We start from the raw sequence: 20,309 nt of genomic DNA, 5'->3' as shown, positions 1-20,309 counted from the left end.
GCCACACCCTGCTCATTTATTGAACATGGATATAACCCACCATCTCGCGAAGCGCTTTCAGGATTGCTCATTGAGAATCCGCCGCTCCAGCTGAAGGTACTGGTGTTCTACATTCCTGTTATGAAAGGTCTGGTACAAGGGCCATTGTTGAAACTGCGGCAGTTGTGACGACTCGCCAGCTTTTCCAAGGCTGATTCCCGCCTTGAAGGTGTTTTTCACAATGTCTTCCAGTGCGGTGAGGTAGCCGCTTAAATCGGCCAGTTCCGTCACCGATGAAACAGGTCCTTCGCCAGGGACTATTCTTGAAGGCCTGCGGGCCTTGATATCCTGGAGTGCAGCAAGCCACTCGGCAATATGCGCGTCTTTGGCGTCCGGTATGCGGCCTATCGATACGAGCCCCCCAGCAAACAAGACACCTGACTCGCGGTCGAGCACACCGATGGAGCCCGGCGACGAACTATGTCCGTAATAAAGGATATCGAGCTTTCGACCCGCGACATCGATGGTCGTGGCGCCATCCAGCGTCTGCGTCGGTACCGTGACCCGGGTGCCGTCCATCTCATCGGCACCCAATATATCAATAAGTTTTTTCAGGCACTTCTGGCAGCGCTGCGCAATAAGGGCGGCGACATCATGGTGCGCAAGAATCGGAACACCCTGTAGCGCCAGTGTGCCGTTTCCAAATACAAATGCCGGATTCTGATGCGTATTGATGGCGAGCACGATGGGTTTGGATGTTAAACGACCGACTGCGGCGACAAGGTCTGACACGTGCCGGGCACTGGTGCCCGTATCAATCAGGATGACGCCATCCCTGCCAATGATGATTCCCTGATTGCCCACTACACCACGGTTCCGGGGTTCCGGTTCGCTGTTCTGACCGATCGCCGCATAAACGCCAGGCGCCAGTTGCTGCACGGACGGAACACGCGACTCCTGGGCCTGTGCTTGCAATGCCCAGGCAAGCACCCCACATGCCCCGGCACCCCGCAATAATGGCATGAGTATTGCTATGAGGATATGTAACGGTTTGCCTGTCCCGTTGCACCGGGCCACGAATTGGTCTGTCATTGGATACATCGCTTTTAGGGGAAAACATGAAGTTCTTATCGTCCACCGTCTTTGCAGTGCTCTTAGCAAGCGTTATGCCAATTACAGCACCGGCTGCCGCAGCGCCGGCCGCCGCGCCCGTTAGCGACTTCCCCACCACCACGCGCGTGGAATATGTCCTGGAATGCATGCAAGCCCATCCAGGGAAAAACTATGAATCCTTCTACAAATGCTCATGCGCCATCGACGAAATCGCCAAGCAAACCGCATTCGATGAATACGCAGAAATATCAACGGCATCCAAATACCTTCGACTAGGGGGCGAGCGCGGAGCCGAGTTCCGTGATCCCGCGCAAGTCAAGGTCATGGCCAAGAAGTACAAGGAAATCGAAACAAGAGCCGCCAATGCCTGTTTCCTTAAATAGCGGGCTCGCAACCCTTTTGCTTAGGGGCCGTCAGTGTCTGGCCGCCCTTGTCATCCTAGCGCCGTTTGCGGTTTGGGCCGCCGAAAGTCCGGTACAGTCGATCGCGATAATGGATTTCGAACTAATCGATAACACAGGTGAAACCGGCAAAGACGCCGAACAAAAGCTGCGCTTGACCAAGATCACCGAGCAATTACGCCACGACATTGCCGACAAGCAACTGTACACGGTGGTTGACAACGCGCCGGCTGCCACCCTCATCAAAGACCTGCAGAAGCGTTTCAACCTGCATAGCTGCAACGGCTGCGATGTGGAAATCGGGCGCGCACTGCACACCAACCGCGTCCTGACCGGATGGGTACAGAAAGTCAGCAACCTGATTCTGAACATCAACATCCAGGTTCGCGACGTCGAAGGCGGCAAAATCGTCCTGAACAAGTCGGTGGATATTCGCGGCAATACCGACCAGACGTGGAGTCGCGGCATTCGCTATATGGTTCGAAGCATGGTCGAGAAAAACCAGGCTGGGCTTTAGCGGCCTTAACCCCTTATTCAGGAGTGACCTCCAGTGACGTGTCGAAGACAAGGTCGTTGGAGTCCTGGGCTCGTGCCGTTAACACACCTGCCGCCTGTGGCGTGAAGTAAAATCTGAAATTGGGATTCTCACTGATCCCGAAATCCACGTCAGCGGTCATGACGGGCTTGCCGGCGTAAGCCACTTCCAGCCGGCGCACGTAATGGGGCGGGTCGTATAGCCGCGTCGCCTGGTCCATTACCATGCCCGACGCGTTCGGGTGGCGGATCATGAGCTGGGCCATCACCGGCTGGTTCAACCTCGGGTTGTCCTGGGTCATCAGTTTCATCTTGCCCAGATTGTCCTCGCCACCGGGCGCCCGGTTGGCAGGAGCCGAACAGCCGCCCGAGGCCTTGACGTATGCCTTAGTCATGGCCAGTTCCCCGTCGCTGGTTTCGACAATTGCGCGCACATAGGTGTACTGCTCTACCCGCACCCTCGTTTCAATATCCGCAATACCGCTTGCGGGCGTCAGGTGAAATACCGCCGCGAGCGGTGCGGGATTGTCGTCGACAATAAGGTGTATGGTCTTGATATAGCCCTGCTGCGTCTGGGGCATGAGGGCTTTGATCGATACCGGCACGACAGCCGCATCTTGCGCTCGTTTTGGTACCGTCAGGGCGATCAACTGATCACCATCGTTGCTGATGGCCCGTTCCTGGAACAAGGCCAGACGCAGTTTCTGCCACATAGTACTGTCAGGCGGCACGTCCGGTTCGGCCGCGAACGACAGCATGGGTACCAGCACGATAATAGCGGCGATGCGAAACCGGAACTTGCGGCATATGTTCTGCATAAGAATCTCCTGACACGTTATCGTTGTACTGCGCTTATCCAAACCTATCAAGCACATCAATCTTCCCATTCCAGTTCAGTGAACGCCGCAGTCACGTTCTGTCGATGAGAACCGTCAAATAGCTGCCATTGCGACGGATTCGAGGCGCCGATTTCGGCCGTGGCCTGCTGTATGGAACGCTTGGCCTTCAGCGCGGCGCGCACGTCCGCCCGCAGTTGCTGTAGATACTGTTGCTGCGGCTTCATTACCGCGGGCCAATCAGTGCTGACAGGGCCATGGCCCGGCACCACCAATTTGGCCGGGACACGGGCCAGGCTTTCCATGGTGGTCAGCCAGCCCGAAAGCTTGCCGTCAAGCGATGGAATCCGCTCTCGGAACACCAGGTCACCTGTCCAGAGCGTGGCCGTCGTTTCGTCCAGGACTGTTAAATCATTGTCCGTGTGAGACGTGGGCCAGGCCTGAATGGTGAGCTTGCGTTCTCCCAGGTCGAGCTGGTGCGTTCCCTTCACCTGCACGCTGGGGGGAATGAGAATACTCGGCCGAGCCAGCTCCGGACCAATCGTGCGTTCCAGGTAGGCGGCATAGTAGCTGCCCCGCGAACGCATCGACGCGGCAAGATAGTGGTGGCCGATAAACTCGGCTTTGTCGGCGACAAATGCGGCATTTCCATATACATGATCGGGATGAACATGGGTATTGATCACGTAACAAACCGGCAGTGAGGTTTGCCTGCTTATTGCGGCGCGCAAGGCCTTGCCCTGCGCAAAACTTCCGCCTGTGTCAATGACCGCTACGCACTTGCCACCCACGATAAAACCCACATTGGCGATTGCTCCGTAATTGCCGGGCACGGCGTCCTCATGAACACCCTGGTGTACAAAAACGCCAGCAGCCACCTCTTGCACGGGCAAGGGATCGGTGGCTCCCACTACCACCGACGGAATCGCGCAGCACAACAGCGGCGCACATAAGCACTTTGCAAAGCCGGTGAACGCGTGCGCCGGCCATGGCGCCGCAACTGATGATGCGTGCACGCCAAACTGGTTCAGTGTTTCCATTTCATCCTTGTTTCATCCTTGTTTCTTCCATGAATGATGTGATCACCGCAATAGCCATGCCAATACTAACGATACGTGCTCTGGGAACAGAGACGTGCCGACGCTAGAAAATGTGTTGACTAAACGGAACACAAGATCAGCCTGATTGTTCAGGTGGCAGGACATTCTTCAAACACATGTCGTCCAGCCGGACGGCACCGCCCAACCGCTATCGTGAGCCCCGGCCTGACATTACCCGAACATCAAAATTGGCACGATAAGTGCTTGATTGATCATGCAACAAGTCGTCGGGGTGCTATAGCGCTGAACTGGATTTCATCTCTTATGCCTCGCCGTATAACCACATCGGAGGAAGACATGTCATTTAAGGTAACTCTGAAAACCGCGTTATGCATCGCCGGGGTCATTATGGCAACCGGCCATGCACAAGCAGACCCCATGCTCGACAAAGCCGCAGCCGACCCCGCCAATTGGGCTATGCAAGCCGGCAATATCGAGAATCATCGCTATAGCGAACTGAAGCAGATCACCAGTGAAAACGTGAAAGACCTTCAGGTAGCCTGGACATTCTCGACGGGCGTGTTGCGAGGGCATGAAGGCGGTCCTTTGGTAATTGGCGACACGATGTATGTGCACAGCCCATTCCCCAACAAGGTCTTTGCCATCAATCTTGAAGACCACTCCATGATCTGGAAGTACGAGCCTAAGCAGGACCCGTCCGTGATCGCCGTCATGTGTTGCGACACGGTCAACCGCGGACTGGCTTATGGTGATGGCAAGATCATCCTGGGGCAGGCGGACACCACGCTCGTCGCGCTCGATGCAAAAACAGGTGAGGAAGTCTGGAAAATCGTTAACGGCAATCCCAAAATCGGCGAGACCAACACTAACGCTCCTCATATCTTCAAAGATAAAGTTATCACTGGCATCAGCGGCGGCGAGTTCGGCGTACGTGGTCACTTGACCGCCTATGACCTGAAAACCGGTAAAGAGCTCTGGAAAGGTTATTCGGTCGGACCGGATGACGAAATGCTGTTTGATCCAGAAAAAACGATGACCTGGACGGACGGCAAAATGGCGCCTGTCGGCAAGGACTCCTCGCTCAAGACCTGGGAAGGCGACCAATGGAAAATAGGCGGCGGCACAACCTGGGGGTGGTTCAGCTACGATCCCGAAACCAACCTCGTCTACTACGGCTCGGCAAATCCCAGCACCTGGAATCCCAAACAGCGTCCCGGCGACAATAAATGGACGATGTCCATCATTGCGCGCGATCTTGATACCGGTGTGGCCAAATGGGTCTATCAAATGACTCCTCATGACGAATGGGATTACGACGGTGTCAATGAAATGATACTGGCCGATATCAAAGTCAAGGGACAGGATCGCAAGGCGCTGGTGCACCTGGATCGAAACGGCTTCGGTTACACGCTGGACCGCGTAACAGGCGAACTGTTGGTTGCCGAGAAATTCGACCCCACAGTCAACTGGGCAACCCACGTCGACATGAAGACCGGCCGACCACAAGTCGATCCGAAGTACAGCACCTTGCAGAACGGCGAAGATGTCAATACCAAAGGCATCTGCCCTGCAGCGCTAGGCACCAAAGACCAGCAGCCGGCCGCTTTTTCGCCCAAAACCGGCCTGTTCTATGTACCGACCAACCACGTCTGCATGGATTATGAGCCGTACCAGGTCGAATACATCGCCGGACAGCCTTATGTCGGTGCAACCCTGTCCATGTATCCCACTCCCGGAAGCCATGGCGGTATGGGCAACTTCATCGCCTGGGATGCCGGTACTGGCAAGATCGTCTGGTCCAAGCCCGAGAAGTTCTCGGTCTGGAGCGGCGCCCTGGCTACCGCTGGCGATGTCAACTTCTACGGAACACTTGAAGGATTCATCAAGGCGGTCGATAACGATGGCAAGGAGCTGTGGAAGTTCAAAACCCCATCCGGCGTGATTGGCAATGTAACCACATGGGAACGCAAGGGCAAGCAATACATCGGCGTACTGTCGGGCATTGGCGGTTGGGCCGGTATTGGCCTGGCCGCTTCTCTTGAAAAGTCCACAGACGGCCTGGGCGCTGTCGGAGGATACAAAGAGCTGGCACGCTATACCGAGCTTGGTGGTGTGCTGATGGTCTTTGCACTGCCAGACAGCGTCATCAAGCAAACCACGGTCGCAGCCAAGTAAGCGCAGCATCGCAGCCGGGGTCCACCCGGATCCGGCTGCTTTCGATGCCTGTTCATAATGCTGGAAACTGGCGTCGCGGCTCGCCGCCACGCCAATTCTTTATTAAGGATATGTCGGTATGTTGTCACGTTTCACCCTAATGAACGCAAGCCTGCTGATCGCTGTTGCCTGCTCAATGTCCGCTCACGCCATCGCAAATAACGACGGTGCTGCGGTCAAGCCAGCCACCGAGTCTTCCGCCGCGCAAAGCGAGTCTTCCGCAGATAAAAAGCTGTACACCGTCGTCGACAAGAACCACGTCGACGCAAACACACTCGACGGTTGGAAAACCTGGCGTGCACTTGCCTGCGCCCGGTGCCATGGTGCGCAGCAAGAAGGAATGGTAGGGCCTTCCTTGATAGAAAGCCTTAAAACACTGAGCAAATCAGATTTCGAACATACGATAAAAGAGGGGCGAATCGAAAAAGGCATGCCACCATTCGGCGGCGTACCTCGCGTCGTGGAGAATATCGACAATCTTTATGCGTACCTGAAGGGGCGCTCAGAGGGCGATATCGCACCCGGCCGACTTGAAGAAATCAAGTAACCGCCACCGCGCAGTCCGAACGTGTGAAATCGGCCATGTAAAGGAAGTCATCCATGTTTTCCAGAAAATCATATACAAGCGTTACCCTGCGCAGTGCGGGCGCCATGGTAGCCATATTCGTCGCCTGCTCTGCGAATGCGCAGCAGAAAGCGCCCGTTGATACTCAGGAAATGGTACTTCGGGTCTGTCAAGATCCGAAAAACCTGCCAATGTCGGACGAGCAGGAACGCGGCTTCGAGAACAAGATAGCTGCCCTGTTCGCCAAGAAGCTGGGCTGGAAGCTCGAACATACCTGGTCGCCACAGCGCATGGGGTTCATTCGCAACACCTTGCGAGCAAAGATTCCCGATACCGATACGTACAAATGTGACCTGGTGACCAGCGTATCACCCGGCTTCGAAATGGGCATTGCTACCAAGCCGTATTTCAGCTCAACCTATGCCATGGCTTACGTAAAAGGAAAGGGACTGGATTCCATTCGCACACCGCAAGACATTCACAAACTAGATAAAGCAACGCTCGACAAGCTTAAGATCGGTATCTTTACCGGTACGCCGGCGGCCGACTGGTTGGTAAAGAATAAACTTACCAAGCACATGGTGTCGTATCAGTTACAGACCGGTGATCGCGATCAATATCCAGGCCAGATCATCGAGAACGACCTCGCCTCCGGTAAGCTGGATATAGCAATTGCCTGGGGTCCTATCACGGGGTACTTCGCCAAGAACGCGCACGGCGTACCTATCGAAGTCATTCCCTTTCCTGCCAAGGCTGACGGTATTCGGTATGGCTTCAGCATTGCAATGGGCGTGCGTCATGGTGAACAAAAATTCCGCGACCAGATCAATATGCTGATCGATAGCAGTCGACCGGAAATCGATGCGATTCTTCAGGAATACAGCGTACCGGTTGTGACGCCGGCACCGTCGTCAAGCAACGCCGCTGCTTCCTGACGTGCAACCATCACTCTGCGCGCAACACACGCAGAGCAAGGAGCATAACGCCGATGATGCATCTGAAACTGAAAGCTCGCGGCGGCGCGATGCTGCTTGTCCTGGCGGCTGCGAGCGCTGAAACGAGTATCCCGACCGCCGCGGCACAAGAGGTCACTATTGCAGAACGCACACTATTCCTGGATAAGCACTTCAGTGCTACCGGGAAGCAGAAACTCACCTATCTATTCCTTCAGGAAGCAAGTGACGTCTTGGCATTCAATGACACGGCTACCGTAGAGGTGCACGAACTTGGCCCGGACGGAACGGCATCGGTCACTACCCAATTCCTGTCGGGTGAACATGCCGTTCCAATTCCACCTCTGAAGCGCGCTACGGGCAACCCCATCATCCTCGGCTTTCTGGAAAGCGATATCGCAAAGATGAAGCGTTTGACAGGGGGTTCGGTCAATTATTTTCGCAAGCACATCCGGATGGCGCTCGCGGCAACGGATGTGCATATCCGGAAAACCCAGATTGATTACAACAACAGCACTGTCCCTGCGCAGGAAATCACCATAGTTCCCTATTCGGGAGAATCCCAAAACAAGCGTTTGGGCCGATACACCGGGAAAACATATGTTTTCGTCACAAGTGCCGAGATACCGGGCGTGGTGTACTGCATTTATACGAAGATAAGAAAAACACCGGACCAGACTGTCGACTCCAGCATGATAATTGCCGGTGGCGATCCGAAGCAATGTAACTAAGAACATCAAGCAATCGTTTTATGGCAACTGTCGCATCGGAGCGCAACCCGGGACTGCATCGTGAAAATCTTCATTTTGAGCATACCCGCGCAGTGGGGCCCTGCGTCGCTACGCCCGGCGTAGCGGCTTCGGTCGGTAATGGCGCTTCGTCCTCGTCAGGGTTTCGTGGCGATATCATGCTGCGTTCCCTGTTGGCCGACATCACAAGCATTGACGCCGTCGACGTGCTGACGCTGCAGGATTCGGCTTCACGAACACTGCGGCTTTCAAGTCGCAGCTCCCTTCAAAGCGTGCAGTCCGAAGAAATCATCGACGCCATAGACCACTGCATTGACCAGGCCGATGCGGTTTGGCCGCTTGCACCCGAATCGAATGGGCTGCTGGAAGCCATTTCAGAAAGAACAATCCAGCGCAACAAGATACTGCTTGGCAGCACCGGAGGCGCAGTACGGGCGACCACTAGTAAATACAGTACCGCATTGGCACTACACGCCAACGATGTTCCAGTGGTTCCCACTTATAGGGCCCAGATGCCCCTTCCGCCAGATTCACAGGGATGGGTAGTCAAGCCTGACGACGGGGCGGGATGTTCGGACACCCACATTTTTTTGCATTCGAAGGCGGCTGTCGAGTGGGTCGCCGCGCGCGAACATGGCGACTATGTATTGCAGCCCTATATAACCGGACGCCCCTGTAGTCTATCGCTACTGTGCCGAGACGGCGAAGTGTTGCTCATGGCATGCAACGATCAGCGCGTGGCTGTATCCGACAACCAATTTCACTACATGGGCAGCATCGTAAACAGCTTTGACGATGCCGATGGAAAACTCAAGAGCCTGGCTCTTCGCGTCCTGGCTACGATTCCAGGATTGTGGGGCTACGTCGGCATAGATTTCATCGTGACCGAGCAGGGTCCGGTGGTGCTTGAAGTCAATCCACGCATGACTGTTTCACATGTCGGCCTGCATGCCTCGCTCGGGGTTAATCCCATCCAGATAATGCTCGATAGCATAAACGACAATAAACGCAGCATTCCGATCCGTAGCAGAAACCGTCAGATCAGTGTGGACATCGGTGCCCGGCAAAGCAACCGCCATGTCGTTGAATAGCTTGAAAAATTGACGAAACGCCATCGGTCTTCAACCTGTAACACAGATAGCACTGCAAGCTGTGGCTTTCGACAGCGAAATCGTATACCGTATTGCTTTCAAGCTCATCATCCATACCGGGGCGGCAATTTATAGAACTCCGGATGGTTCGATCAAAGAGTAAGGAGACAAAAATGGTAAGCGTGCACAGTCATGGCGCCCGCGTACGCGAAGTGGTAGAGTCGTCGCCCGCCCCCTATTCGCGCGTACCGCCTCATATCACCGAGTCCTGGATTCGGTGTATCAGCGAGTACCAGCTCGATCCCACGATACCTCGCGAACTCTACGTGGTCGAGAGCCATGAACTGCTGGAGCGACAAGAGCAGGTTGCGCCTGTCATGCGGGCGGCCAAAAGCGAAATGACTGTCTTGTTCCAGCAAATCGCCAAATCCGACTACGCCATCATGCTGACGGATACCGAAGGAGTCCTGTTGAACTTCTTTGGCGACCCGGGCTTTACGCATGCGGCATCGAAGTCGGGTCTTATGCCGGGCGCCGTCTGGTCCGAGCGGTTCCAGGGTACCAACGGCATGGGCACATGCCTGGCAGAACAACGTCCGATGATGATCCACCAGGATGATCATTTCCTGTTTCGCAACACCGGACTCACCTGTGCGGCCGCACCCATTTTCGACTGGCGCGGCCAGATTCTGGCTGTACTCGATGCTTCCGGGGAAACCCACAGGGTTCCAGGCCACGTACTGGATCTCGTCAACATGACGGTCCAGGAGATCGAAAACAAGATATTCGTCAACGAATTCTCTAGCCATCCACTGTTTATGTTTCATAGTCGTCCAGAGTTTGTGGGCACCTTGAACAGAGGCATTATTGCGCTAGACTCCGACAGCTGTGTGCTTGCCGCCAGTCGTAATTCGCTGGCACAACTCGGCGTCACCTCGAACGAAATCATCGGCCAGCCCCTGGACGCGCTCTTCAACGTATCGTTCAAGTCGCTATTGCGCGAGAGCCAAAAGCATGGGCCTGCCCCGTTCATCGTGTTCGATGCCCGCCATGGTCGCCGTTTCTTCGCAACCGCTACGTCTGGACAAGCCAATAGCAAGTCCTCGTTGCAGGTCTTCGCCACTCAAGTATCCGCACCCGCACTCAGCAACGTACCGGCATCCGGCACGCTGGCACCGCTCAACGAACTTCAACGAGGCCTTGACGCGCGGATGGAACACAACATCCAGACTGCCATGCGCGTATTTGATCGAGATGTCGCCATTTTGCTCTGCGGTGAAACGGGAACCGGCAAAGAGCTGTTCGCGAAGGCCATACATCTGTCCAGCAATCGGGCCGATCAGCCTTACGTAGCGATCAATTGCGCCTCCATTCCTGAACAACTGATTGAAAGCGAGTTATTCGGTTACAAGCCCGGCGCCTTTACCGGTGCCAACAAAGAAGGACAGACAGGCAAAATCTTCCAGGCCAATGGTGGCACATTATTTCTCGACGAGATCGGCGATATGCCGCTGGCACTTCAAACGCGTCTATTGCGCGTACTCGAAGAACGAGAGATCGCCCCATTGGGCGGAAAGGCGCCGACCAAGCTGGATATACGCCTTATCAGCGCGACACACTGCGATTTGCCCGAAAAGATCGCGAATAATCTGTTTCGTGAAGACCTGTATTATCGTATTCAGGGCGTCACACTCACGCTTCCTCCCTTGCGCGAACGGACAGACCGCAAAGAGCTGATCCAGTTCGTGCTTGAGCAGGAATCAACCGACGATGCCGTCGTCACCATAAGTGCTCCGTTGATGGAGATACTGGAACGCCATCAGTGGCCAGGCAATATCCGGCAACTGCGCAACGTTTTGCGCGTCATGACGGCATTGCGCGACGGAAATGTACTGACACCGGAGTGTCTACCCGCTGATTTCCTTACTGGGCCCAAGTCGGATCCGGCTGCTTCTGCGCCAATAACAACCAGTTTGCTCAATCCATTGGAACTGGCCGAGCGTGAAGCGTTGATTCAGGAACTACGAATTTCACACTGGAACCTGAGCAAACTGGCGCGTCAACTAAAAGTAAGTCGCAACACGCTTTATAGAAAGCTTGAGCGCCTGGATATCAACGTTACCTCACGCGAAGCCTGTTAGGCGCCAGTTAAGCGAAAGGCCCGCAGCATATGCTGTGGGCCTTTCGCTTAACCGGCCTGGGCAATTCCCAAGCCATGTAGTTGTCGCAAGCCTGCGATTACTTGATTACCACCCCCCACGGACGTACACCGACGGTAATGTCCTGCAGCTTGACGTTTTTCTCGGTATCGATCACCGACACACTGTCGGATCGGCCATTTGCCACGTACAATTTCTTGCCGTCCGGAGTAATCGCCATGTTCCACGGGCGCTGTCCGACCGGCACTGTCGCGATGATCTTGTTGCTTGCCGTATCAAGCACCGACACCGTCCCGTCGCCGCCGTTGGATATATAGACGCGTTTGCCATCAGGATGCACCGTAACACCATTGGCTCGTGTTCCACCTTTCAGGTGGGTAAGCACTTTATGGGTGGCCATATCGATGACGTAGATTTCACTGCTGTTTTCCGCCGCCACATAGGCACGGCTGCCATCGGGTAAAAAGCCAATGCCTCGGGGGCGATCGCCGATTTTCAACTGCGCGACTTGCTTGCGTGTCGTGAAATCGATGATATCCAGGGCGCCTCCGTCCTCGGCGCTTACAAGCATCGTTTTACCGTCGGGACTGAAGACCGCATGCTCTGGATTTTCTCCCTGGACCTTGATATTGGAGACCAACTTGTTGCTTTGGGTATCGATAATCGCCACCTCGTCATTCTCTTCGACTGCAGCGGCAATCCAACGGCCGTCGGGTGACGCATAGACGCCCTCTGGGGATTTGCCCAAGTCTACAGCCGGCCCCAATTTACGAGTTTTCAGGTCGATCAATTGCACACTATTGTTAGGCTGGTCGCTGACATAAAGCCAGTCACCGCTGAAGGCCAGCCCGCGCGGCTTCTTCCCCGCTGGCATATCGCCGACCACCTTATCGGTGGCAGTATCGATAATCGAGATAGTGCCCGACCCCTCGTTGGGAACATAGGCAAACGGCTCGGCGAGCGCCAACGCTGAAAACGACATTAATCCTATTGCGGCAAGATGCTGGAAGTGCGGACGTCTCATCAGTTTGTCTCCAATCTATTTTTAGAAATGCGCTATTACCGTTCCGGAAAACAACGCGGCAACATTCGCGAAAAAACTCGATCGCGATCAATAAACAGGTGCTTAAGCCCCGCAAGCACATGCAAAATAATCAGTACCAGCAACAACCAGGAAGCGACTTTGTGGGTCTGATTGAAGACTGCATAAATGAACTTGTCTTCGAAGCCCCAGGGAGGAAACGTGATCACATTGAAGAACTTGACGCCCCACTTGCTGAAGTTCGACGCGATATAACCCGACAAGGGCATGACGATCATGAGGACATAGAGCAGGATATGTGTCGCCGAAGCGATACGCTGCTGGAAACGTGGAATGGTGTCCGGCAGCGGAGGAGGCTTATGTGCAAGCCGCCAACCCAGGCGCACCAGGATCAATAGTCCGATTAGAATGCCGGTGCTTTTGTGCAGATTAACGAAATAGCTGCGCTCGGGTACGCCGCGCGGGATTTCCTGAAGATACCATCCGAATGCGAACTGACTGAGCAATAAAATGGCAATAGACCAATGCAGCCATATTGCCGTACGCGTGTACTGTTGAACCATCACACCGTCCCCCTTCTGTTGCCTGAATATTTTTATTTTGTGCCGTATTACTGCGCATGCTCGTGGTCTTTGACAGCCAGCCGTAAAGCGTCGCGTATCATCGGGTCCGCAGTAGTATGGGTGCCCCTCGCAACCCATCTGACATCAGCCTGCGGCAAGGATTCCATCAGGCGAACCACGTTCCTGGGTGGACAAATCCAGTCATGAGTGCCATGCACAAAGACCGGGACGACTGCAATGCGTTGCAACGCAAGGTAAAAGTCCCTCTCGGTAACAAAGCAAGCCCGCGAAAGGTAATGAGCCTGCACGCGATATTTCTCCAGCTGTCCCGCTTGCAGCGGCCCATCCGGGCTTGATTGCCTGCCCAGCATGGCTGCCATGACGGCGTCCTCGTAGCGTCCCCAACGCATTGCGGTATCAGACGCTATGGCTGGCGTACCCCGAAGCAGACGATCAGACAATGTTGGAAGAACCGCCACGCTCTCACTAGAAATCATGTCCGCCGTCAAATGCCTCCATGCAACGGGCACCAATGCCTTCAAGTCCTGAAAGAACCAGTTCAGCTGTTCGTCCCTCGGCAAAAATACGCCACGCAAGACCATGCCATGCACTGAAGCAGGATGCGTGCCAGCATAGAGAAGTCCCAGCAGCGCACCCCATGATCCCCCGACCACGAGCCATGTGGAAATACCCAGATGCCGCCGCAATCGTTCGATATCCTGGATAAGGTCCTGCGTGGTATTGCATGCAAGGCGACCTTTTGGAATGCTGCGCCCACAACCGCGTTGATCAAACAGGACCACCCTATGCCTGGCCAAGTCGAACCATTCCAACATTGCGTTATTGCAGGAGCTTCCTGGCCCCCCATGCAAGACCACGGCAGCCGGAGCGCCAGGGGTTCCGAACTCGGCGTAATAAAGCCTATGACCACTCCCGACATCAAGCATGCCTTGCGAAAACGGAATAGCCATGGACGTCCCTCTCCTTATTTTATTCAGACTTGTGTCAGGTTTGGTACATGTGCTCCATTTGTGCAACAAGCTGCTACGGCGACTAACTTTCACCATCCTGCAGCTAAAAGCGCATTTTTTACGATAACCCTTTTTGGGTGTCAACGTTGCTTGACAAAGGGGTACCGCGTGATATTATCAAATTGACTGCAACGATTACGGCGCAAAGCAATGGTTGGTGCAGTTTTCGATCTTTAGAAAAGTCACATGTAGTTTCGCCAGGAGATGCCATGAAATGGAGTAAACCCGAGTTTTCCGACCTGCGCTTTGGCTTTGAAATCACCATGTACATTGCCAATCGTTGATACGATCTTAATATCGCGAACAGCGCGGCGCTAGTAAAACCAGCGCCGCGCTTTTTTGTCGGAAGCTTTATGAAAGTTATTGTTCTGGGCTCTGCGGCTGGCGGCGGATTCCCCCAATGGAATTGCAATTGCCCCAACTGTGATGGCATTCGCAAAGGAACCATTCAGGCCAAAGCCCGCACACAATCATCCATTGCCGTCTCCGACAACGGTACGGATTGGATACTGATCAACGCATCGCCCGATATTCTCACCCAGATCCGCAACACTCCCGCGCTGCAACCCGCCCGGAACATACGCGATACCGGAATCGTCGCCGTAATGCTCATGGATGCGCAAATCGACCACGTCACCGGCTTGCTCATGCTGCGCGAAGGAAAGCCCATACCTTTATACTGCACCGAGTCCGTGTGGAAAGATCTGTCTACCGGGCTGCCCCTGGCCAACGTGCTGTCGCACTACTGCGGTGTCAACAGGCAAGACCTGTTGACCGACACCGATCAGGCGCAGGCTATCCATGTACCCGGGGTCTCCAATATCCGCTTTACGGCCTTACCGCTCAAAAGCAAGGCACCGCCCTATTCACCGCGGCGAAATGCGCCCGAGCCTGGCGATAACGTAGGGCTGCTCATCGAAAATACCGTGACTGGCAAGAAGCTTTTCTACGCACCCGGCTTGGGCGACATCGAACCCCATATCATGAACGCGATGCGTGAGGCCGACTGCGTGCTGGTGGATGGCACACTTTGGACCGGCGATGAAATGATACGCCTGGGCCTTTCGAAGAAAACATCCGCCGACATGGGGCACCTGCCGCAATCCGGTCCCGGAGGCATGATAGAAATACTCGATGCGCTGGGATCCCGGCGCAAGATTCTTATTCATATCAATAACAGCAACCCGATACTCAACGAAAACTCAGACCAGGCGGCCATATTGAAACGCCATGAGATCGAGATTGCATTCGACGGCATGGAGATAAACCTTTGAACGCCCCCACACCCTTGCATACCGCATCCAGTCCCGCCTGGGACCGTATCGAATTTGAAGCACAACTACGTGCGAAAGGCGCGGGCTACCACATCAATCATCCGTTCAACGTCAAGATGAACAATGGCGAACTGAGGCCCGATCAAATTCGCACCTGGGTGGCTAACCGCTTCTATTATCAAATCAGCATTCCTCGTAAAGATGCGGCCATCATTGCCAATTGTCCAGACCGTGAAACCCGTCGAAAATGGGTCGAGCGCATATTGGACCATGACGGCCACAATGGCAATGCCGGCGGTATCGAAGCATGGGCGCGCCTTGGCGAGGCGGTGGGAATTGCTCCCGCCGACCTATGGTCACTGAAGCACCTGGCGCCGGGTGTGCGCTTTGCCGTCGACGCCTATGTCAATTTCGCCCGCCAGTCGTCTTGGCAGGAAGCCATCTGCTCATCGCTTACAGAAATGTTCGCGCCGAAAATCCACAAAGACCGCCTGGCCAACTGGCCACAGCACTACCCCTGGATAAATGCCGACGGCTTGCAGTATTTCCGCAGTCGTATTTCGCTGGCGGAAAGAGATGTCGAGCACGGCTTGCAAGTGACGCTGGATCATTTCACCAGTCGTGCACAGCAAGATCGCGCACTTGAAATCCTGCAATTCAAGCTCGATGTATTATGGTCCATGATGGACGCCATCGAGAAAGCCAACCCCTGAGCAGGCTAGAAATCATGAGCGAACTTCCTGAAAATCCCAAATTGTCCAAACTGTTCCGGCTCCAGTGGGAAGAAGCGCAAGACAATTATGTACTGCTGTATCCGGAAGGAATGGTCAAGCTTAATACCAGCGCTGCCGAAATCCTGAAGCGTTGCGACGGGCAGCGTGACATCGCTGCCATCGTTAATGATCTCGAGACCACTTTTTCCGCCACTGGCCTGCAGGCCGATGTTGAAGAGTTCATGCGAACCGCCCAAGAGCGTGGGTGGATACGCTGAGGGGTACTCCATGAACGCCAATTGTGTCCCCCGCCCCGTTACACCGCCACTTTGGCTGTTGGCCGAACTGACCTATAAATGCCCTTTGCACTGCGTGTTCTGCTATAACCCACTGAACTATGCGCAAGACTCCCGTGAGCTCACAACAGCGCAATGGGTTGACGTGATGCAGCAGGCACGCAAGCTTGGTGCGGCACAGCTGGGCTTTTCCGGCGGCGAACCCTTGCAACGCAGCGACCTCGAAGAACTCGTCGAAGAAGGAAGCCGGCTGGGCTATTACACCAACCTGATCACCTCGGGCATCGGCCTTACCGAACCACGCATCGCACGCATGAAAGAGGCAGGGCTGGATCACATCCAGCTATCGTTCCAGGACTCCACCAAAGAGATGAACGATTTCCTGTCCAGCACCAAGACCTTCGACTTGAAAATGCGCGTGGCCAACCTGATCAAGCAGTACGACTATCCCATGGTCCTGAATGTCGTGCTGCATCGCCATAACCTTGACCATGTTGGTCGCATCATCCAGATGGCCGACGACCTGGGCGTAGAGTACCTGGAACTGGCCAACACCCAGTATTATGGCTGGGGCCTGGTCAACCGCGCCCAGCTCCTGCCCGATCGCGAGCAGCTGGTACGAGCGGAAGCCGTCGTGAACGAATACCGCGAAAAATTCGGGCACAAGATGCGTATTTTCTTCGTGGTGCCCGACTATTTCGAAACACGGCCCAAGGCATGCATGAACGGATGGGCCTCCGTCTTCCTGGGGGTTGCGCCCGACGGTTCGGCCCTGCCGTGCCATGCGGCCAAGACCTTGCCCGGCATCGAGTTCCCCAACGTTACGGAACATAGCCTGCACCATATCTGGTACGACAGCGAGGCGTTCAACAAGTATCGTGGCGACGCCTGGATGAAAGAGCCCTGTAGGTCATGCCCCGACAAAGACAAGGATTTCGGCGGTTGCCGCTGCCAGGCCCTGGCATTAACCGGTGACGCCAGCAATGCAGACCCGGTCTGCGATAAATCGGCCTTCCACCAAACCTTGCAGGATATCGTAGCGGATGCTCAAAGCAACACGATAGCCCCAACGGAAAAACCTATTGTCTTTCGCACCGATGCGAACTCACGAGCCTTGGGTGGGCTCGCCGCAAAAGCTGATTAGGTCGGCCGCGACGCTTGAAGGCTTCGTCCCGCTGCAACGGCTCAATCGGAATCTGCCGGTATCCAGGGATTTAGAAGCTGGGCGCCTGTAGCCTCAAAGTCAGCTATATTTCTTGTGACTACCGTCATTCCATGAACAAGAGCTGTCGCCGCTATGAGCGCGTCTCGCTCGGCGCGCGGGTCTGGCACATGCAGACGGGCACACCGCAATGCCACTGCGGTATCGACCGGCAATGAACGCTCGGCAAATTCTGGCAGGACGTGCACGTCAAACCAAGTCCGCAGCCTTGCACCTTGAACGGGGTCGTGCCGCTCGATCCGCAGGATTCCCACCTCAAGTTCCATGACGGTCACGGCGGAAATATAGAGACTCGCCGCATCCACACCGGAAAGCCACGCGATAACGTTAAGGTCGGCTTTCCGGTCTCCAGCTTTGCGCAGCTCGGACAGTACGTTGGTATCGAGAAGGAACATCACGACAAGTCAGCTGGTCGGCTCTGGATGTCGGCACGAGGCGGGTCGAACTCAATATTGGCTAGCCCCGGCATGGAAAGCGCTTCAACGATGTTGCGGCGCTTTCCGGTTAGGCGCTTGTACTCGGTGATGCTTAGCAATACGTGGGCGGGCTTGCCGCGATCGGTAATGAATACGGGGCCTTGTAAAGCGGCTTTCTTGGCTCGACCAAGGTCTTGGTTAAGTTCCCGGCTGGATAGGGTTGTGACTGTCATGGAAGCCTCCATTCGCACGCTCTATAATGTTGCAACGTTACTACATCGTCCAAAATAACTCAAGCCATACCTCACTTCGTCTTTGATGCGCCCAAGCTGACTGAAAGGTTCAGATGCCGGCGGGCAGGAGCGCCTAAACTCTTAACACCCAGTTATTGCCTGATGGACGTTCACGAGAGCGTTGCCATTGCCATCGATGTCGCCGGCGACAGTGGCGTGAATCAATCAATCCTCGCCACGAAAGCAGCGGGACCATCATACACATCGACCTCTTCTGACCGGCCAGACGACAAAAAGCCCATGGTTCTTTAGGAACCATGGGCTTAAGGTATGTTTTGGACTGCTTTGAAAAATTCTTGGTGCCGACGGCGAGACTCGAACTCGCACAGCTTTCGCCACTACCCCCTCAAGATAGCGTGTCTACCAATTCCACCACGTCGGCCAGTAAAGAGCGGTATTCTAGCACGAATTTTGATCCGCTTTTCCGGATCTTCGCAGTGAGCGAAGATCCCCATGAAAATTAATTGTTCTTGCTCGCGTCAGCCGGCGCCGCAGGCTCTTGAGCGGCAGGCGCTGCTTCGGTAGCAGGTGCAGGCTCTGCCGAAGGAGTTGCTTCTGGAGCAGGAGCCGGTGCTGTCGAAGGAGCGGCCTCTGTAGCAGGAGCAGGAGCAGGAGCAGGCTCGGGCGCAGTGGCTGGCGCAGACGGCACGGCTGGTGCTACGGGCACTGTCGCACCCGGTGCGGCAGGAACCGGCGATTGGAATCCTTGCATCACGCCGGTGTCGAGTGGCGACGTACCGCTGGGGTTATGGGCCAGGTATGCCAGGCCGCCCGTCGATGCGAAAAAGATGATTGCAGCCCATTTAGTGGCGCGTGACAGGAAATTCGCGGCGCCCGTGGCGCCAAACAAACTACCTGCGGATCCGCCACCGAAGGACGAACCCATGTCAGCGCCTTTGCCCTGCTGCAGCAAGACCAGCAAAATAATGCTCAACGAAGATACGACCTGGATCGCCAGAAGAACAGGTGACAACCATTGCATGAAAAAAACTCCGAGGCCTATGAGGCCGCTATACGTAAAAATTCTTCTGCCACCAGCGACGCGCCACCTACGAGGGCGCCGTCGATATCAGACATGGCAAACAAACTGCTGGCGTTAGACGCTTTGACGCTACCACCATACAAAATTCGGACCTGCGGAACATTCAGGCCGGACAACTGCGCGCGGATGAAGGCGTGCACATCCTGAGCTTGCTGCGGCGTCGCCGTAAGGCCCGTACCGATGGCCCAAACGGGCTCGTAGGCAATGACCAGCTTGGCCAGCGATTCGGCGCCAAGCGCCAGCACGGGTTGCAGCTGCCGTTGAATCACTTCATGAGTGAGTCCGGCCTCTTGTTCGGCCTGCGTTTCGCCTACGCACACGACCGGGCTTATACCGGCGCTTAGCGCCGCTGCCGCCTTGTCGGCCACCAATTGATCAGTCTCGCCATGGAGCGAACGACGCTCGGAGTGCCCGACCAGCGCCCATTGGCAGCCGAAATCGTTGAGCATGTCTGCGGAGACTTCGCCGGTAAAGGCGCCTTGCTGGTGCTTGCTGATATCTTGCGAGCCCCAACTTATGCCGGTACCGTGCAGGCAGGCGCTTACCTGCCCTAAATAGGGAAAGGGAGCGCACACCGCCATGTCGCAGTTATGAACGACGGACACCCCCGCGCACAAGCCCGTAAGGAGCGTAGCGTTGGTAGACCGGGCGCCGTGCATTTTCCAGTTGCCTATTACAAGGCGCTTACGAATCAGAGCAGTATTCATTAAGCCCAGGAAGAAAAAATTGGATAACCCGGCATTGTAGCCTGTAAGCCGGAAA

23 protein-coding genes and 1 tRNA gene are annotated in these 20,309 nt (G+C 55.2%); 13 read left to right on the top strand and 11 right to left on the bottom strand.

Annotated features, from left to right (window positions below):
• Positions 1–57: 57 nt before the first annotated feature.
• Positions 58–1,002 (bottom strand): MBL fold metallo-hydrolase, encoded by a 945-nt coding sequence (locus tag CR159_RS01075; protein WP_158238485.1) that lies wholly within the window; start codon positions 1,000–1,002, stop codon positions 58–60.
• A 143-nt stretch (positions 1,003–1,145) separates the two neighbouring features.
• Between CR159_RS01075 and CR159_RS01070 the strand changes: the two genes are divergently transcribed.
• Positions 1,146–1,475: a hypothetical protein gene (locus CR159_RS01070; RefSeq protein WP_102072424.1), complete on the top strand. Its 330-nt coding sequence runs from the start codon at positions 1,146–1,148 to the stop codon at positions 1,473–1,475.
• A 109-nt stretch (positions 1,476–1,584) separates the two neighbouring features.
• Positions 1,585–2,010, top strand: a complete 426-nt coding sequence (locus tag CR159_RS01065) for a DUF3280 domain-containing protein (protein ID WP_158238484.1) — start codon at positions 1,585–1,587, stop codon at positions 2,008–2,010.
• A 13-nt stretch (positions 2,011–2,023) separates the two neighbouring features.
• Here the strand turns inward: CR159_RS01065 and CR159_RS01060 are convergent, their stop codons facing one another.
• Both CR159_RS01060 and CR159_RS01055 read right to left on the bottom strand, forming a co-directional pair.
• Positions 2,024–2,845, bottom strand: coding sequence for a quinoprotein dehydrogenase-associated SoxYZ-like carrier (locus CR159_RS01060; protein ID WP_199173196.1), 822 nt, complete (start codon positions 2,843–2,845; stop codon positions 2,024–2,026).
• Between the two features lie 56 nt (positions 2,846–2,901).
• Complete coding sequence (locus CR159_RS01055; RefSeq protein WP_102072139.1) at positions 2,902–3,903, bottom strand: quinoprotein relay system zinc metallohydrolase 2; 1,002 nt, start codon at positions 3,901–3,903, stop codon at positions 2,902–2,904.
• A 357-nt stretch (positions 3,904–4,260) separates the two neighbouring features.
• Here CR159_RS01055 and thdT point away from each other — a divergent pair, with 357 nt between their 5' ends.
• The 6 genes from thdT to CR159_RS01025 all read left to right on the top strand — a co-directional run bounded on the left by thdT (position 4,261) and on the right by CR159_RS01025 (position 11,637).
• On the top strand, positions 4,261–6,099 hold the full coding sequence (thdT, locus tag CR159_RS01050) for a thiol dehydrotransferase (RefSeq protein WP_102072138.1): 1,839 nt from the start codon (positions 4,261–4,263) through the stop codon (positions 6,097–6,099).
• Positions 6,100–6,217: 118 nt separating this feature from the next.
• The gene (locus tag CR159_RS01045) at positions 6,218–6,685 is read left to right on the top strand and encodes a c-type cytochrome (RefSeq protein WP_233208122.1); all 468 of its coding nucleotides are present in this window, start codon (positions 6,218–6,220) and stop codon (positions 6,683–6,685) included.
• Between the two features lie 53 nt (positions 6,686–6,738).
• Positions 6,739–7,638 carry a quinoprotein dehydrogenase-associated putative ABC transporter substrate-binding protein gene (locus CR159_RS01040; protein ID WP_102072137.1) on the top strand — a complete coding sequence of 300 codons (900 nt, stop codon included), beginning with the start codon at positions 6,739–6,741 and terminating at the stop codon, positions 7,636–7,638.
• A gap of 53 nt (positions 7,639–7,691) precedes the next feature.
• Complete coding sequence (locus CR159_RS01035) at positions 7,692–8,387, top strand: hypothetical protein (RefSeq protein WP_102072136.1); 696 nt, start codon at positions 7,692–7,694, stop codon at positions 8,385–8,387.
• Between the two features lie 20 nt (positions 8,388–8,407).
• The gene (locus CR159_RS01030; RefSeq protein WP_102072135.1) at positions 8,408–9,496 is read left to right on the top strand and encodes an ATP-grasp domain-containing protein; all 1,089 of its coding nucleotides are present in this window, start codon (positions 8,408–8,410) and stop codon (positions 9,494–9,496) included.
• Between the two features lie 173 nt (positions 9,497–9,669).
• Complete coding sequence (locus tag CR159_RS01025) at positions 9,670–11,637, top strand: sigma-54-dependent Fis family transcriptional regulator (RefSeq protein ID WP_158238483.1); 1,968 nt, start codon at positions 9,670–9,672, stop codon at positions 11,635–11,637.
• A gap of 97 nt (positions 11,638–11,734) precedes the next feature.
• On the opposite strand, the gene CR159_RS01020 is transcribed toward CR159_RS01025, so the two are convergent.
• From CR159_RS01020 to CR159_RS01010, 3 genes are read right to left on the bottom strand one after another with little or no spacing between them, the layout of a single operon-like run.
• Complete coding sequence (locus CR159_RS01020; protein WP_102072133.1) at positions 11,735–12,679, bottom strand: beta-propeller fold lactonase family protein; 945 nt, start codon at positions 12,677–12,679, stop codon at positions 11,735–11,737.
• A gap of 35 nt (positions 12,680–12,714) precedes the next feature.
• Entirely contained in the window at positions 12,715–13,260 is a 546-nt protein-coding gene (locus CR159_RS01015; protein ID WP_233208142.1) for a cytochrome b, read from the bottom strand.
• Between the two features lie 47 nt (positions 13,261–13,307).
• Positions 13,308–14,231 carry an alpha/beta fold hydrolase gene (locus CR159_RS01010; RefSeq protein ID WP_158238482.1) on the bottom strand — a complete coding sequence of 308 codons (924 nt, stop codon included), beginning with the start codon at positions 14,229–14,231 and terminating at the stop codon, positions 13,308–13,310.
• A 269-nt stretch (positions 14,232–14,500) separates the two neighbouring features.
• Here CR159_RS01010 and pqqA point away from each other — a divergent pair, with 269 nt between their 5' ends.
• The 5 genes from pqqA to pqqE all read left to right on the top strand — a co-directional run bounded on the left by pqqA (position 14,501) and on the right by pqqE (position 17,718).
• On the top strand, positions 14,501–14,575 hold the full coding sequence (pqqA, locus tag CR159_RS01005) for a pyrroloquinoline quinone precursor peptide PqqA (protein WP_102070171.1): 75 nt from the start codon (positions 14,501–14,503) through the stop codon (positions 14,573–14,575).
• Positions 14,576–14,644: 69 nt separating this feature from the next.
• The gene (gene pqqB, locus CR159_RS01000; RefSeq protein WP_102072130.1) at positions 14,645–15,565 is read left to right on the top strand and encodes a pyrroloquinoline quinone biosynthesis protein PqqB; all 921 of its coding nucleotides are present in this window, start codon (positions 14,645–14,647) and stop codon (positions 15,563–15,565) included.
• Positions 15,562–16,278 (top strand): pyrroloquinoline-quinone synthase PqqC, encoded by a 717-nt coding sequence (gene pqqC / locus CR159_RS00995; protein ID WP_500796515.1) that lies wholly within the window; start codon positions 15,562–15,564, stop codon positions 16,276–16,278. Before pqqB ends, pqqC begins: the two co-directional genes overlap by 4 nt.
• Before the next feature lie 14 nt (positions 16,279–16,292).
• A complete protein-coding gene (pqqD, locus tag CR159_RS00990) occupies positions 16,293–16,556 on the top strand; it encodes a pyrroloquinoline quinone biosynthesis peptide chaperone PqqD (protein ID WP_102072129.1) in 264 nt (87 codons plus the stop codon).
• Between the two features lie 10 nt (positions 16,557–16,566).
• Positions 16,567–17,718: a pyrroloquinoline quinone biosynthesis protein PqqE gene (pqqE, locus tag CR159_RS00985; protein WP_102072128.1), complete on the top strand. Its 1,152-nt coding sequence runs from the start codon at positions 16,567–16,569 to the stop codon at positions 17,716–17,718.
• Between the two features lie 41 nt (positions 17,719–17,759).
• Here pqqE and CR159_RS00980 read toward each other — a convergent pair whose 3' ends face one another.
• The 5 genes from CR159_RS00980 to tpiA form a co-directional block, all read right to left on the bottom strand.
• Positions 17,760–18,194 carry a type II toxin-antitoxin system VapC family toxin gene (locus CR159_RS00980; RefSeq protein WP_102072127.1) on the bottom strand — a complete coding sequence of 145 codons (435 nt, stop codon included), beginning with the start codon at positions 18,192–18,194 and terminating at the stop codon, positions 17,760–17,762.
• Positions 18,191–18,445, bottom strand: coding sequence for a type II toxin-antitoxin system Phd/YefM family antitoxin (locus tag CR159_RS00975; RefSeq protein WP_102072126.1), 255 nt, complete (start codon positions 18,443–18,445; stop codon positions 18,191–18,193). Before CR159_RS00975 ends, CR159_RS00980 begins: the two co-directional genes overlap by 4 nt.
• 357 nt (positions 18,446–18,802) lie before the next feature.
• Positions 18,803–18,887, bottom strand: a tRNA-Leu gene (locus tag CR159_RS00970).
• 78 nt (positions 18,888–18,965) lie between these two features.
• A complete protein-coding gene (gene secG, locus CR159_RS00965; RefSeq protein WP_102072125.1) occupies positions 18,966–19,487 on the bottom strand; it encodes a preprotein translocase subunit SecG in 522 nt (173 codons plus the stop codon).
• A 17-nt stretch (positions 19,488–19,504) separates the two neighbouring features.
• Positions 19,505–20,254 (bottom strand): triose-phosphate isomerase, encoded by a 750-nt coding sequence (gene tpiA / locus CR159_RS00960; RefSeq protein WP_102072124.1) that lies wholly within the window; start codon positions 20,252–20,254, stop codon positions 19,505–19,507.
• Positions 20,255–20,309: the final 55 nt, after the last annotated feature.

It is taken from the genome of Pollutimonas subterranea (assembly GCF_002849655.1).
Lineage (GTDB): Bacteria > Pseudomonadota > Gammaproteobacteria > Burkholderiales > Burkholderiaceae_B > Pollutimonas > Pollutimonas subterranea.
This window is presented reverse-complemented; position numbering and strand designations above follow the sequence as displayed.